Origin of the sequence: Xylanimonas allomyrinae, from assembly GCF_004135345.1 — a bacterium.
GTDB lineage: Bacteria > Actinomycetota > Actinomycetes > Actinomycetales > Cellulomonadaceae > Xylanimonas > Xylanimonas allomyrinae.
The window spans coordinates 2,505,172-2,519,095 of the sequence record NZ_CP035495.1; the positions used below are offsets into that span (position 1 = coordinate 2,505,172).

General features: G+C 74.6%; 12 protein-coding genes and 1 riboswitch. Of the genes, 2 read left to right on the top strand and 10 right to left on the bottom strand.

The window, feature by feature from the left end; genetic code table 11:
* Positions 1-181 precede the first annotated feature (181 nt).
* The 5 genes from ET495_RS18795 to ET495_RS11515 form a co-directional block, all read right to left on the bottom strand.
* Entirely contained in the window at positions 182-2,326 is a 2,145-nt protein-coding gene (locus ET495_RS18795) for a dipeptide ABC transporter ATP-binding protein (protein ID WP_129204921.1), read from the bottom strand.
* Entirely contained in the window at positions 2,323-3,225 is a 903-nt protein-coding gene (locus ET495_RS11500; protein ID WP_129204922.1) for an ABC transporter permease, read from the bottom strand. Before ET495_RS11500 ends, ET495_RS18795 begins: the two co-directional genes overlap by 4 nt.
* Positions 3,222-4,220, bottom strand: a complete 999-nt coding sequence (locus tag ET495_RS11505) for an ABC transporter permease (protein WP_129204923.1) — start codon at positions 4,218-4,220, stop codon at positions 3,222-3,224. The genes ET495_RS11500 and ET495_RS11505 overlap by 4 nt, the downstream gene beginning before the upstream one ends.
* A gap of 1 nt (position 4,221) precedes the next feature.
* Entirely contained in the window at positions 4,222-5,868 is a 1,647-nt protein-coding gene (locus tag ET495_RS11510; RefSeq protein ID WP_129204924.1) for an ABC transporter substrate-binding protein, read from the bottom strand.
* Positions 5,869-6,023: 155 nt separating this feature from the next.
* Complete coding sequence (locus ET495_RS11515) at positions 6,024-6,989, bottom strand: LLM class flavin-dependent oxidoreductase (protein WP_245993041.1); 966 nt, start codon at positions 6,987-6,989, stop codon at positions 6,024-6,026.
* A gap of 357 nt (positions 6,990-7,346) precedes the next feature.
* Positions 7,347-7,461, bottom strand: a riboswitch (SAM riboswitch).
* A 205-nt stretch (positions 7,462-7,666) separates the two neighbouring features.
* Here ET495_RS11515 and ET495_RS11520 point away from each other — a divergent pair.
* Complete coding sequence (locus ET495_RS11520; protein ID WP_129204926.1) at positions 7,667-9,886, top strand: NADP-dependent isocitrate dehydrogenase; 2,220 nt, start codon at positions 7,667-7,669, stop codon at positions 9,884-9,886.
* A 52-nt stretch (positions 9,887-9,938) separates the two neighbouring features.
* Here ET495_RS11520 and ET495_RS11525 read toward each other — a convergent pair whose 3' ends face one another.
* Positions 9,939-10,328, bottom strand: coding sequence for a hypothetical protein (locus tag ET495_RS11525; protein ID WP_245993042.1), 390 nt, complete (start codon positions 10,326-10,328; stop codon positions 9,939-9,941).
* An 84-nt stretch (positions 10,329-10,412) separates the two neighbouring features.
* Between ET495_RS11525 and ET495_RS11530 the strand changes: the two genes are divergently transcribed.
* On the top strand, positions 10,413-11,348 hold the full coding sequence (locus tag ET495_RS11530; RefSeq protein WP_129204927.1) for a CE1 family esterase: 936 nt from the start codon (positions 10,413-10,415) through the stop codon (positions 11,346-11,348).
* Positions 11,349-11,356: 8 nt separating this feature from the next.
* On the opposite strand, the gene ET495_RS11535 is transcribed toward ET495_RS11530, so the two are convergent.
* The 4 genes from ET495_RS11535 to ET495_RS11545 all read right to left on the bottom strand — a co-directional run bounded on the left by ET495_RS11535 (position 11,357) and on the right by ET495_RS11545 (position 13,857).
* A complete protein-coding gene (locus ET495_RS11535; protein WP_162616455.1) occupies positions 11,357-12,316 on the bottom strand; it encodes an LCP family protein in 960 nt (319 codons plus the stop codon).
* Positions 12,313-12,996 (bottom strand): class F sortase, encoded by a 684-nt coding sequence (locus tag ET495_RS11540; protein ID WP_162616456.1) that lies wholly within the window; start codon positions 12,994-12,996, stop codon positions 12,313-12,315. Before ET495_RS11540 ends, ET495_RS11535 begins: the two co-directional genes overlap by 4 nt.
* Positions 12,997-13,072: 76 nt before the next feature.
* Positions 13,073-13,603, bottom strand: a complete 531-nt coding sequence (locus tag ET495_RS17720) for a hypothetical protein (protein ID WP_162616457.1) — start codon at positions 13,601-13,603, stop codon at positions 13,073-13,075.
* A 68-nt stretch (positions 13,604-13,671) separates the two neighbouring features.
* Positions 13,672-13,857, bottom strand: coding sequence for a hypothetical protein (locus ET495_RS11545; RefSeq protein WP_129204929.1), 186 nt, complete (start codon positions 13,855-13,857; stop codon positions 13,672-13,674).
* Positions 13,858-13,924 lie beyond the last annotated feature (67 nt).

The following is a 13,924-nucleotide window of genomic DNA, read 5'->3' on the forward strand; positions in this document are numbered from 1 at the left end:
CCGTCGGCGGGCCGCACGTGCGCCCCGGCGGCGTCGGCCCACCACAGGCCGGGCACGCCGGGCAGCGCGGCGGGCTCGGCGGGCAGCCAGTGGAACGCGACGACCGACAGCCAGCCGTGCGGCGCGGCCAGGGCGCGCTCACGCTCCGCCTGCCGCGCGGGCCTGTCCAGGATCTGCGTGCTCATGCGATGCCTCCCACAGGACTCTCCTCGGCCCCGGCGCGGGCGCGCCCGGGGATCGCCGAGACCAGCTCGGCGGTGTACGGGTCGGCCGGGTGGTCGAAGACGTCGGCCACCGGCCCCGTCTCGACCAGCCGGCCGCGGCTCAGCACGCCCACGTGGTCGGCCACCTGCCGCACCACGGCGAGGTCGTGCGAGATGAACAGGTAGGTCAGCCCGCGTTCGGCGCGCAGCTGGCCGAGCAGGTCCAGGACGTGCGCCTGGACCGAGACGTCGAGCGCGCTCGTCGGCTCGTCGAGCACCAGCAGCTCGGGGTCGAGGGCGAGCGCGCGAGCGATCGCGACGCGCTGCCGCTGCCCGCCCGACAGCTCCTCGGGGCGGCGCGCGGCAAGCTCGACGGGCAGCCGCACCGCCGCGAGCAGCTCGGCGACACGTTCGCGACGCTGTGCACGCGAGCCGGAGCGGTGCGCGCGCAACGGCTCCTCGATCACCTGCGCGACGGTGAACCGCGGGTCGAGCGACGCGTACGGGTTCTGGTGGACGAGCTGGGTGCGGCGGCGCAGCGTACGCAGCACGTCGCCGCGCGCCGCACCCACCTCGCGGCCGTCGAACCGCACCGAGCCCCCGTCCGGGCGTTCGAGGCCCAGCACGAGCCGCGCCGTCGTCGACTTGCCCGAACCGGACTCGCCGACCAGCGCGAACGCGGTGCCGCGCGGCACGGCGAACGAGACGTCGTCGACGGCCCGCAGCGTGCCGCGAGCGCCGAGCGGGAAGTCCTTGCGCAGGTTCTCGACGACGAGCAGGTCCGGGGCTGTGAGCAGGTCCGGGGCGGCGGGCGTAGTCGCGGACCGCTCGGCCACGCGCAGGGACGCGGCGGAAGGCGCAGGCGTGGCCCTCTCGGCCACGCCGAGGGACGCGAAAGGCGGCACATCAGTCACCCCCTCGGCCACGCGCGGATCCGGAGCGACGGGCGCTGGCGTGGAACGCTCGGCCACGCGCAGGGACTCGACAGACGGCACATCAGCCGCCCCCTCGGCCGGTCGCGGATCCGGGGCGACGGGCGCGATCGCGTCCCGCTCGGCCCCGCGCGCGGGCGCCTCGGCCGGCGCGGGGCCCGCCTCCTGCGGCGCGGCGGCAGGCCTCGTCGTCGAGCGGTCGGCGATCCCGTCGGCGGTCCCGGCCGCATCGGTGACGGCCGCGGTCCGGGCGCTCGCGCCTGCGCGGGAGACGGCGCGCAGCGGGGCCGCCGCGAGCAGCTCGCGCGTGTACGGGTGCTGCGGGTCGCGCAGCACCTGCGCGGTGGGTCCCTGCTCGACGACCTCCCCGCCCTGGAGCACGACGACGCGGTCGGCGCGGTCGGCGGCCACGGCCAGGTCGTGGGTGATGAGCAGCACGGCCGACCCGGCCTCGCGCGTGAGCCGGGCGAGCAGGTCGAGCACGCGGCGCTGGACGGTGACGTCGAGGGCGCTCGTGGGCTCGTCGGCGATCACGAGCTCGGGCCGGCAGGCGAGCGCGATGCCGATGAGCACGCGCTGGCGCATGCCGCCCGAGAGCTGGTGCGGGTACTGCCGGGCGCGCTCCTCGGGTGCGTCGAGGCCCACAGAACGCAGGATCTCGACGGCGGCCGCGGCGGCCTCGCGCCGCCCCGCGCGCCCGTGGATGCGCAGCACCTCGGCCACCTGGTCGCCGATGCGCACCACGGGGTTGAGGGCCACGCCCGGGTCCTGCGGGACGAGCCCGACGCGCGTGCCGCGCACCCTCTGCCACGCCCGCACGGGCAGGCGGGCCAGGTCGAGCCTGTCGTGGAGGTCGGCGCCCAGGTCGAGGCTGCCGGCCGTGACGTGCCCGGTGTGCGGCAGCAGCCCGACGGCGGCGTGCGCCGTCGTCGACTTGCCGGAGCCGGACTCGCCGACCAGGGCGACGACCTGCCCGGGCAGCACGTCGAACGACACGCCGCGCACGGCCTCGACCGTGCCGCGGCGGCCGCGGTAGGCCACGCGCAGGCCGCGCACGGACAGCACGGGCGCGGGCCGGTCCGCGGGGCCGGACGGGTGACCGGACGTGTGGCCGGTTTCGGGGCGCTCGCTCGCCGCCTGCACGAGCGGGGGCGCCGCGACGCTGATCGTCGGGGTCTCGCTGAGGGTCATCGCACGGGCCTCCGGTCGTGGGAGAAGGCGCGCCCGAGGCGTCCCACGGCGACCACGAGGGCCGCGATGACGACGCCGGGCAGGGTCGAGTACCACCAGGCGGTGGCGAGGTAGTTGCGCCCCTCGGCGACGAGCGAGCCCCACTCGGGTGCGGGCGGCGCGGCACCGAAGCCGAGAAAGCTGAGCGCGGAGACGGCCAGCACGACGGCCCCGAGCTCGACGGCGGCGAGCACGAGCACCGGCCCGGCCGCGCCCGGCAGCACGTGCCGCAGCACGACGGCGGTCTCGCGCACCCCGGCCAGTCGTGCCGCCTCGACGTACGTCGCACCGCGCACGCGCAGCACCTCGACGCGCATGACGCGCGCGAACGTCGCGACGGTGGCCACGCCGACGGCGACGGCGACCTTGACGGTGCCGAAACCGAGCGCGGTCACGACGGCCAGCGACAGCAGCAGGCCGGGGATCGCGAGCAGCACGTCCGACGCCCGCATGACGACGGTGTCGACCCACCCGCCCACGAACCCGGCCACCAGGCCGAGCGCACCGCCGACGAGCAGCGCGATCGCGATCGCGATGAGCGCCGCCTGCAACGACAGGCCGGTGCCGTGCACGGTCCGGGAGAACAGGTCGCGGCCGAGGTGGTCGGTGCCGAACCAGTGGGCGGCGCTCGGGCCCTGGAGCTTGTCGGCCGGGACTCCCGTGACGGGGTCCTGGTGGGCGAACACCCCGGGCAGCACGGCCCACGCGAGGATCACCAGCACGACGGCGAGGGCGAGGAGCGCGCCGGGCCGCAGCAGCGGGTGGCGCACCGCCCGCACGCGCTGCGCCGTCGGGTCGGCGAGGGCCGCGGCCGCGCCGGGTCGGTGGCCGGGGATGCGTGAGGCGGACAGCAGGCTCATGCGGCCCTCCCGAGGGCGGTCGTGCGCCGGGCGGCCGGCGCACGGCGGGGGCGGAGCACACCGGTGAGGTCGATGCGCGGGTCGAGCAGCGGGTAGGCCAGGTCGACGGCGAGGTTGACGACGACGAACACGGCCGCCGCGACGACGACGAGGCCCTGGACCACGGGGATGTCCTGCGTCGTGACCGCCTGCTCGACGAGGCGGCCGAACCCTTGGCGGGAGAACACCGTCTCGGCGACGACGGACCCGGCCAGGAGCTGGCCGACCAGCACGCCCAGCACGGTCAGGACGGGCAGCACCGCGTTGCGCAGCACGTGCCGCCCGAGCACCCGGCCGCGTGAGGCGCCTTTGGCGAACGCCGTCTCGACGTAGGGCGAGCGCCAGGCGGCGCCCAGCCCTTGCGAGAGCACCTGCGCGACGGTCGCGGCGCCGGGGATGGCGAGCGTCACGGCCGGCAGCACGAGCGACGCGAAACCGTCGTTGCCCACGGCGGGGAACCAGTACCAGCGGAAGGAGAAGAGCTGGAGCAGCAGCAGCCCCACCCAGAAGCCGGGCACGGCCACGCCGAGCGGCGGCAGGGCGAGCAGCAGCCCGCGCAGGCGGCTCGACCGTGTCCACGAGGCGAGCACCGCGGTGCCGCCGCCTACGGCGACGGCCAGGACGAGCGCGAACGCCGCGAGCGCCGCCGTCTGCGGGAAGGCCTGCGCGATCAAGGTCCGCACGGGCGCCCCCGAGGTGAGCGACGTGCCGAGGTCGCCGGTCACGGTGTGGCCGAGCTGGCTCAGGTACTGCTCGACGGGGCCGCGGTCGAACCCGTACTGGGCCCGCAGGGCTGCGGCCTGGGCGGGGTCCACCGTCTGACCGGCCGACGCGTTGTCGAGCATCACGCTCACGGGGTCGCTCGGGAGCAGGTACAGGACCACGAAGGACACCGTGACGGCGGCCCACAGGACGGCGACGGCCGCGACGACCCGGCCCAGGACGTAGCGCGTCATGTCAGCCCTGCTCCACCCACGCGTCGTGGAACAGCAGGCGGCTGGAGGCGTCGAACGTGACGCCGTGGACCTTCGCGCCCACGCCGATGGACTGCGCGAGCTCGAAGAGCGGGATGGCGTAGCCCTGGTCGACGATCTGGCGCTGTGCCTGCGCGATGGTGTCGGCGCGCTGCGCGGCGTCGGACTGCGTGAGCTCGGCCGCCAGCAGCGGGTCGAGCGCGGGGTCGGCGGGGCGGCGGTTGCGGTTGCCTTCGGCGGCGGGGAACTGCGTGCGCAGGATGTCGCCGTCGGCGCGGGTGACGTTGTAGTAGTAGGTGTCGTAGTCGCCGCTCTTGTCGAGCGCCGACTGCTCGGCGGGGGTGACCTGGCGCAGCGTGAGGTCGACGCCGACGGCGCGCAGCTGCTGCTGGGCGAGCTCCAGGACGGCCTGCGAGCCGGTGAACAGCGGGGCGTAGACGACGTCGAACGTGGCCTTCTGGCCGTCCTTCTCGCGGATGCCGTCGGCCCCGGGCTTCCATCCGGCGGCGTCGAGGGCGGCCTTCGCGGCGTCGGGGTCGAACGCCAGGTCCTGCGACAGGTCGGTGTACCCGGGTGTGGTCGAGGCGAGGACGCTCGTGGCGGGCTTGAACGCGTCGGACAGCACGGTGTCGACGAGCTCGGGGCGGTTGATCGCCTGGCTGACGGCGCGGCGCACGGCGACGTCGGCGAGGAACCCGCGGGTCACGTTGGGCTGGAGCACGAACGTCACGCCCGGGTTGGTGCGGGTGAGCACGGAGCCGCCGGCGGCGGAGATCTGCTGGACGTCCTGCGGCAGCACGTCGCCGACGGCGTCGAACTGGCCCGAGGCGAGGCCTCCGGCGCGCACGCCCGACTCGGGGACGATGCTGAAGTCGATCTCGTCGACGTAGGCGGGGCCCTCGTGGTCGGAGACGGCCGAGGCCCAGCCGTAGTCGGCGCGCCGGGTCAGCACGGCCCCCTGGTCCTGCGTGTAGGACTTGAGGACGAACGGGCCCGAGCCGACGATCGTGCCTTGCAGGCGCGCAGCCGCGTCGGCGCCGACCGACGCGTCGGACAGGATCGCGAGCGACACCGTCGAGGTGGCCTGGAGGAACTGGGCGTTGGGCGCGTCGAACGTGACCGTCACGGTGTGGTCGTCGACGACGGTCGCACCCTGGTACCCGGCCAGGTAGGAGGCGGCCAGCGGCGCGGAGGCGCCGAACGGGCCGGTCAGCGCGTCGAGGTTGGCCTTGACGGTGGTGGCGGTCAGCGGCGTGCCGTCGGAGAACGTGACGTCGTCGCGCAGGTGGAAGGTGAACGTCGTCAGGTCGTCGCTGACGTCCCACGACGTGGCGAGCCACGGGACGATCTCGCCGGTCTTCGGGTCCTGGTCGGTCAGCGAGTCCGCGAGCTGGCGGGCGATGTAGATGCTCACGTTGGTGCCGACCTGCTGCGGGTCGACGCCCGACGGCGAGGCGCCGAGCGCGAAGCGCAGCGTGCCGCCCGGTGTGGGGTCTCCGGTGGGCGCGGCCCCGGCGGGGCCGCCCTGGGTGGCGGCACCGCCAGGTCCGGCGCACGCGGCGAGCGCGAGCGCGGGGGCGAGCAGGGCGACGGCGGCGACGTGGCGCCACCGGGGCGTGGTGCGTGGCATGGGTGTCTCCTGGATGGGCGTGGCGGATCGACGTGACGGGATCGACGTGACGGGATCGACGTGGTGGATCGATGCACCGGACGGGCGTGGCGTACCTGGCTGGTGGGGTGTGGTTCGGACGCCGCGGGTGCGTGGCGGGCACCCGCGGCGTGTGCTCAGGCGGGTTGCAGGGCCCGCACGGGAGCGGCCGGGCCGTGCAGGCCCAGGCGTTCCCGGAACGAGCCGGTGGTCTTCTCGACGGGGAACAGCCCGCGCGCCTGCAGGTCGGGCACGAGGCCGGTCACGATGGCGTCGAGGTCGGCCTCGAGCGCGGCGGGCCGCAGCACGAACCCGTCGACGGTCCCGGCGGTGACCCACTCGGCGACGACGTCGGCCAGGTGCCGCGGCGTCCCGGCGACGACGAAGGCGCCGCCCCCGGCGCTGGCGCCCTCGATGTCCTCGATCATCGCGAGCCGGGCCAGGGCGCTCTCGCGCTGGGCGGCGAGCACCACGTAGGCCTCGGCGAGCACGCGCAGCTCGTCGGGGTCGCGCCCCTCGGCGGCGGCGGCCTCGCGCACCGCGGACCGCAGCGCGAGGACGCCCGCCTGGTCGGGGGCGACGATCCGGACGACGTCGGCGACGAGCGCCGCGGCCCGTGCCCCCGTCTCGTCCGTGACGCGCACGACGACGGGCGGGCGGCCGTGCGGCGCGGCGATCGGCTCGGCCGGGCGGCTCACGGCGAAGCGGATGCCGTCGTGGTCGAGGCGCCGCCGGCCGTCAGGGTCGCGCGTTGCGGTCCGCGCGTCGGCGTGGTCCCACAGCCGCCCGATGCGGCGGGCCGCGACGACGGCGTGCCGGGCGAGGCGTTCGTCGCCTGCGGGCAGGCCGACCTGCCAGGCGGCGCGGCCGCCGCTCGCGCGGTCGATCCCGGCGACCGCGCCTGCGATCGCGGACGGGTCGAGGTGGAGGGGGTCGACGCCGGCGACCAGGCCGATGCCCGGCGCGTGCGGCGCGACGCGGGCGGCGGCCACGGCGGCGTCGAGCCGGCCGGCGACACGGCCGCGCCCCGGGTGCAGCAGGAAGGCGGCGTCGAGCACGACGAGGTCGACGTGGCCCTGCTCGGCGGTGCGTACGAGGCGCACGAACCGCTGGCCGTCGAACGGCAGCGCGGCGATCCCGCCGCGGGTGCGGTGCGCGCCGGGCCGCGCTCCGGCGGCGGTGAGGTCGACGCCGACGATCGCGCGGGGCCGTCGGAGGGGACGGGGGCAGGAGGAAAGAGCACGGGGAGGCTCCGTTCATGAGCGTCGCCGCGCCACGCGTCAGCGCGGCGGCAGGGCGACCGGGATGCACAGGACCGCACGGGGGCGGCGATGGCCGTAGGCCGGTGTGGATCGAGGGGACGGGCTCAGGCCCGCGGACCGCGCGTAGCGGCGTCGCTGGTCAGCGACAGCAACAGCGACACTGGCTCCGGTACATCGTTCCTCCTCTTCGCCCGCGAGGGCTCGCGTGTTGTCTCACCGCTGGCGCGGCCAAACCTGGTCCTCACCCGGGGCACCCACCCGCGCGGGGGGTTGCCGTCCGACCAGCCGGGGCTTGACGTCGGAGCTCATGACCCGAGGCCCGGGGGCCTCGACACGCAGGACACTACGGAGCGCTCGTACGCAGGGCAACGGCCGTTTCACATTTCGAGACATCGTTTTGAGACGCACGAAGCGCGTCGCGCATTCCGGTGAGCACGGCCCGTCAAGTATCTTGATATCGAGAAAACCCGCCCCGCTGCCACGAGCAGCGGCACACTCACCAGGGAGCGACGCCGCCCATGGCCGGTCAGTCCACGATCATCTACACCCACACCGACGAGGCCCCGCTGCTGGCGACGTACTCGTTCCTGCCGATCGTCCAGGCGTTCGCCCGGCAGGCCGGAGTCGCCGTCGAGACCCGCGACATCTCCGTCGCCGCGCGCATCCTCGCCCAGTTCCCCGAGCGCCTCACGCCCGAGCAGCGCGTCCCCGACGCCCTCACCGAGCTCGGCCGCCTCGCCGAGGAACCGACCGCCAACATCATCAAGCTCCCCAACGTCTCCGCCTCCGTGCCGCAGCTCAAGGCCGCCGTCGCCGAGCTCCAGGCCCAGGGCTTCGACGTGCCCGACTACCCCGAGGCGCCGTCGTCGGACGAGGAGAAGGACGTGCGGGCCCGCTACGACCGCGTCAAGGGCTCGGCCGTCAACCCGGTGCTGCGCCAGGGCAACTCCGACCGCCGCGCCCCCGCCTCGGTCAAGGCCTACGCCAAGGCCCACCCGCACCGCATGGGCGCGTGGTCGCCGACGTCACAGACCACCGTCGCCACCATGACGGCCGGCGACTTCTTCCACAATGAGAAGTCCGTCGTCATGCCCGCCGACGACACGCTGACCATCCGCCTCGTTGCCGAGGACGGCTCCGTCACCGTGCTGCGCACCGGGCTGAAGGTCCTCGCGGGCGAGGTCGTGGACGGCACGTTCCTGTCGGTGCGCGCCCTGCGCGCCTTCCTGACCGAGCAGATCGCGCGCGCCAAGGCCGACGGCGTCCTGTTCTCGGCGCACCTCAAGGCCACGATGATGAAGGTCAGCGACCCGATCATCTTCGGGCACGTCGTCCAGGCGTTCCTGCCCGAGGTCTTCGAGCAGTTCGGCGACTCGTTGCGCGCCGCGGGCGTGTCCGCCAACGACGGCCTCGGCGCCCTCCTGGCCGCCACGCAGACGCTGCCCGACGGCGAGGCCATCCGCGCCGCCGTCGAGCGCGGGCTCGCGCAGGGCCCCGCGCTGGCCATGGTCAACTCCGACAAGGGCATCACCAACCTGCACGTGCCCTCCGACGTCATCATCGACGCGTCCATGCCCGCGATGATCCGCGGCGGCGGCAAGATGTGGGGCCCCGACGGCGCCGAGCACGACACGCTCGCCGTCATCCCCGACTCGTCCTACGCGGGCGTCTACCAGGCCGCCATCGACGACTGCCGCGAGCACGGGGCGCTCGACCCGGCCACCATCGGCACCGTGCCCAACGTCGGCCTCATGGCCAAGGCCGCCGAGGAGTACGGCTCGCACGACAAGACGTTCGAGATCCCCGTCGCGGGCACCGTCGAGGTCGTGACCGCGGCAGGCGAGGTGCTTTTCTCGCACGACGTCGAGGCCGGCGACATCTGGCGCGCCTGCCAGACCAAGGACGCCCCCGTCCGCGACTGGGTGGGCCTGGCCGTGCGCCGCGCACGCCTGTCGAACACCCCCGCGGTGTTCTGGCTCGACGCGCAGCGCGCGCACGACGCCAACCTCATCGAGAAGCTCGAGAAGTACCTCCCCGACCACGACACCGACGGCCTCGAGATCCACGTCATGGCCCCGGCCGAGGCGACCGCGTACTCGTTCGCGCGCATGCGCGCCGGCCTCGACACCATCTCCGTGACCGGCAACGTGCTGCGCGACTACAACACCGACCTGTTCCCCATCCTCGAGGTCGGCACCTCGGCCAAGATGCTCTCGATCGTGCCGCTCATGAAGGGCGGCGGCCTGTTCGAGACGGGCGCAGGCGGCTCGGCACCCAAGCACGTCCAGCAGCTCGTCGCGGAGGACTACCTGCGCTGGGACTCGCTCGGCGAGTTCTTCGCCCTCGCCGCGTCACTCGAGCACCTCGCGCAGACGACGTCGAACACCCGCGCGCAGGTCCTCGCCGACACGCTCGACCGTGCCACCGGCACGTTCCTCGACGAGGACCGCTCCCCCGGCCGCAAGCTCGGCACCATCGACAACCGCGGCTCGCACTTCTACCTGGCCCTGTACTGGTCCCGTGAGCTCGCCGCCCAGACCGACGACGCCGGGCTGGCCGCCGCGTTCACCCCCCTGGCCGCGGCCCTCGCGGCGAACGAGGAGGCCATCGTCGCCGAGCTGCTGTCGGTCCAGGGCAAGCCCGCCGACATCGGCGGCTACTACCGCCCGGACGACGCGCTGACGACGGCGGTCATGCGCCCGAGCACCACGTTCAACACGGTCCTCGCGACCCTCTGAAGCGAGGCCACGCCGGGAGCCCCGGTCCCCCGCCGCGCGGGGGCACCGGGGCTCACCAGCTCCAGCCGCGCGAGGCCAGCTCCAGCTCCTCGCGGAGCCGTTCGGCCTCCGGGGTGCGGTCGGTCACCAGGTGCGGGGCCTCGACGGGCAGGCCCGCGCGGCGGCACGCCTCCGCCAGGAGCGCGTCGTAGGCCGCCTGGGCCGCGCGCGTGTGGTGCGCGACCGCGAAACCGCGGCTCCCGGCCAGGGCCTGGATCTCGCGGGCGATCTCACCGAGGCGCAGCTGCAGCGTCAGCGTGTCGATCGGGTCGCCCGCGGCCTTGCGCCGGCGTTCCGCCCGACGACGCAGGCGCGTGCGCACGATGGCGCACAGCAACCCGACCGCGACCGCGAGCATCGACGCCACGGACAGGCCGAGGAACATCGCGAGCTGCCACGTCATCGCGCCTTCGCCTCCCTGTCCGGGCGCCGCTCTGCACCGGGAGCACCCCTGGTGCGAGCGGCCCCTCGCACCCATGATGTGCCCATGACGCGGTTTCGGAGAGCGGTAGGCGCCTGGGTCGCTGCGATGACCCTGCTCGTGCTCGCCGCGTGCGGGCCGGCGGACCCGACGACGGCGGGCGCCACCGGCCCGCTCGCCACCGGCCCGCTCCCCGCAGGGACGTCGGGGCAGGTCCCGCTGGACGGCCGCCCCTTCGCGCTGACCGTCCCCGCCGGGTACGACGCGGGCACGCCGGTGCCGCTCGTCGTCGGACTGCACGGCTACACGTCGTCGGGCGCCGAGCTGGCCTCCTACCTGGGGCTCACGGCGCAGTCGCAGGACCGCGGGTTCCTGCTGGCGACCCCCGACGGGACGCCCGACGCCGACGGCAAGCCGTTCTGGAACGCGACGACGGCATGCTGCGACTTCCACGACACCGGCGTCGACGACTCGGCATACCTCGCGCACCTCATCACGACCGTCGAGGCGCAGTACGCGGTCGACCCGGCGCGCGTCTACGTCGTCGGCCACTCCAACGGCGGGTTCATGGCGCTGCGGATGGCGTGCGAGCACGCCGACCTCGTCACCGCCGTCGTCTCGGTCGCCGGGGAGATGACCGACGACGTCTCGTCGTGCACGCCCGCACGTCCTGTGAGCGTGCTCCAGGTGCAGGGCGACGCCGACGAGACCATCCGCTACCGCGGCGGCAGCAACGGCCCGGGCCGGCGCTACCCCGGCGCGGAGCAGACGGTCGCCGACTGGGCCGGCCTCGACGGATGCGCGGCGGCGCCCCAGGAGGGGCCGGCGCTCGACCTGGAAGACACCGTGAGCGGCGCCGAGACGACGCCGCTCACGTGGTCACCGTGCGAGGCCGGCACCGAGGTCGCGCTCTGGACGATCGCCGGCGGCCGCCATGTGCCGGCATGGTCGCCGACGTTCGGTCCGGCGCTCGCGGACTGGCTGCTCGCCCACGCCCGCTAGCGCCGTCGTCACCCCTCGGCGTCACGGACCACGGCGCACGCCCCCGGTCCGTACCCGGCGCCCTCCAGCACCCGCCGGGTCTCGTCGCCGACCCGGGACACCAGCGGGGTCGCCGTGGCCACGACGGGAAGCGTCTTGACGTCGACGGCCCCGGCCGACCGGAGCGCGGTGAGGCCGAACAGAGACGTCGACGTGTCGAGGCTGGTCTGACCCCCGACGTTCCACGCGAGTCGCTGGAACGTCAGCGGGGAGCGCACCCCGTGCAGTCGCGCCGCCATGGTCGAGAGCATGGCGCCCACGCCGGCCGCGCGGTCGAACGCGCCGGTGCGGTCGTCGACCTGCTGCCACACGCCGTCCACGAGCGTCTCGGTGTGCCGGGAACGCACCAGCGACAGGGCCTGCACCCCGTCGAGGCGCTGGACCCCCGCGGGCAGGTCGAGGCCCGTGCTCAGGTCGCGCGTCGGGGCGGGAAGGGTGACCTCGACGCCGCCGACCGCGTCGACCGCGCCCGCGAAGCCGCGCATGGTCACGGCGACCAGATGGTCGGTCGGGATCCCGAGGCCCTCGCACATCCCCGTGACGAACGCGTCCCACCCCCGCGCCACGAGAACGCCGACCCGGTCGGGCTCACCGTCGGCCGGCCGCACCCGCAGCTCGCGGGGCACCGCGAGCGCCGTCGCGTGACCGTCCTCGACGGTGAGCACGACGATGGCGTCGGCGTGCGGCGGGTCGGTGACGGCCTCCGCGATGCCGTAGTAGTCGGGCCCGTCGGGGGCGGCGTCGCGCGAGTCGAGACCGACCAGGACCCAGGTCTGCCGGTGGGTGCTGCGGGCGCCGGTCGACGCGGTCGCAGGGATCGCGACGCGGTCGACCCGGGCGGCGATCGTGGCGACGTCTGCCGCGACGGCCGCGACCAGGGCGAGGACGGCCGTCAGGACGACGGCGCGGCGACGCGGCCAGGCCGTCACCGCTGGGCGGTGGTGGTCTCGAGCTGGGCGAGGACCACGATGTTGTCCTCGGCGTACCCGGCGCCGGTCAGCGCAGCACCGGCGCGATGGTCGCAGGTGACCAGCAGCAGGCGCCCGGGGACCTGCTCGACCGCCTTCGGCAGGCTCGTGTAGCCGTCCTTGCCGACCGTGATCACCTCGTGCACGTCGTAGGTCAGGGGGCCCGCGCTCGTGGTGATCTCGATCGTGTCGCCCGCCGCGAGCTCGCCGATGCGGGAGAAGATCGCCGTGCCCGTCGCGTCGGCGTGCCCGAAGAGGTACACGTTCTGCTGGGCCTGAGCCGAGGGGGCCGCGCCGTAGAGCACGCCGTCGCTCGCGCCCTGCTGCCACACGACGTCGGCGAGGTCGACCGGGTCGATGCACACGATTCTGCCGTCCACCAGGCACGGCGTCCCTGCGACCTCGTCATACCCCTGAGCGGCCTCTTCGGCCGTGTAGGCGTGCAAGGGGGCGTCGATCCCCAGGCTGGAGATGGTCAGCTGCGGGGCCTGGCCGAACGCGAGGGACGTAGCCGTGGGCAGCGGGGCCGCCGGCGTCGCGCTCGCGGTCGGTGAAGCCGCTGCCACCGGATCGGGCTTCGGCGCGTGCCCGAAGACGAGGACGCAGGCCGCCACGACGACTGACACACAGGCGACGGACACCAGGGCGAGCGTGACAGCGGCCCGCCGACGCGGTGCGCGTCGACGGGCCGTTGCGTGATTCGGAGCTTCGCCCACGTCAGAGGACGACGTCGTTGGCTGCGCTGGGCAGGACCCCGGCGCCGCTCGGCGACTTGGCCGGCGCGGTCGGAACGAACGTCGGCGGGGCCGGCGCGGCCGGGACCGGAGCAGCGGTGGCGCTGACGACGGTGAACGGCAGTTCCACGGCGCCCTTCGTGCTGACACCGACCAGGCGCAGCGTGTGGGCACCGAGCGTGCTGCCGTTGCCGGTCGCAAAGGTTCCCGAGATGGTGCCGTCGGCATCGGCCGTGTCGGTCGCGAACCGCTCGCCGTCGAGGTAGACCTCGATCGACTCGCCCGGCGCGAAGCCGCCCGCGGTGACCGCGGTCTCCTGACCGGTGATCAGAAGCGACGTGTCCTCCATGGCCCCCGACAGCTTCGCCAGCGTGGTCCAGCCACCCGATGCCGGCGCGCCGGTCGCGCCGGCATAGTCGATGCAGTGGGCGGTGTAGGTCCACGTGCCCACGGTGGCGCCGTCGATGATGGTCCCTACAACGGCCCACGACCCGTCGTCTTCGAGGTCGTACACGCCGCCCTCGTTGTCGACAACCGTCCCGTTGTACGTCGCGGTCAGTTCGACATAGCCAGTCTCGCCCGTCAGCCCCGAGCACGTCCCCCGATGGAGACGGCGTCGCCGTAGCGGACGTACTGCGTGGCCGGCGTGAAGGTGATCGTCGCGTCGGCGGGCGCGGCATCGGCAGTCGCGGCGCCCGCTCCCATGACAAGAAGGCCGACCATGGGGGCGACGAACCCCGCTCGGCGCAGTGACAGAGAACCGCTCACAGGAACTCCCCTTCGGTAGGGCGGCAGGTCAGAGCCGGGGACTGGCCGACTCACCGAAGGAACTATT

Coding starts and splice junctions, on each gene's coding strand:
- ET495_RS18795 (WP_129204921.1), bottom strand. CDS start 2,326: ATGACCCTCAGCGAGACCCCGACGATCAGCGTCGCGGCGCCCCCGCTC.
- ET495_RS11500 (WP_129204922.1), bottom strand. CDS start 3,225: ATGAGCCTGCTGTCCGCCTCACGCATCCCCGGCCACCGACCCGGCGCG.
- ET495_RS11505 (WP_129204923.1), bottom strand. CDS start 4,220: ATGACGCGCTACGTCCTGGGCCGGGTCGTCGCGGCCGTCGCCGTCCTG.
- ET495_RS11510 (WP_129204924.1), bottom strand. CDS start 5,868: ATGCCACGCACCACGCCCCGGTGGCGCCACGTCGCCGCCGTCGCCCTG.
- ET495_RS11520 (WP_129204926.1), top strand. CDS start 7,667: ATGGCCGGTCAGTCCACGATCATCTACACCCACACCGACGAGGCCCCG.
- ET495_RS11525 (WP_245993042.1), bottom strand. CDS start 10,328: ATGACGTGGCAGCTCGCGATGTTCCTCGGCCTGTCCGTGGCGTCGATG.
- ET495_RS11530 (WP_129204927.1), top strand. CDS start 10,413: ATGACGCGGTTTCGGAGAGCGGTAGGCGCCTGGGTCGCTGCGATGACC.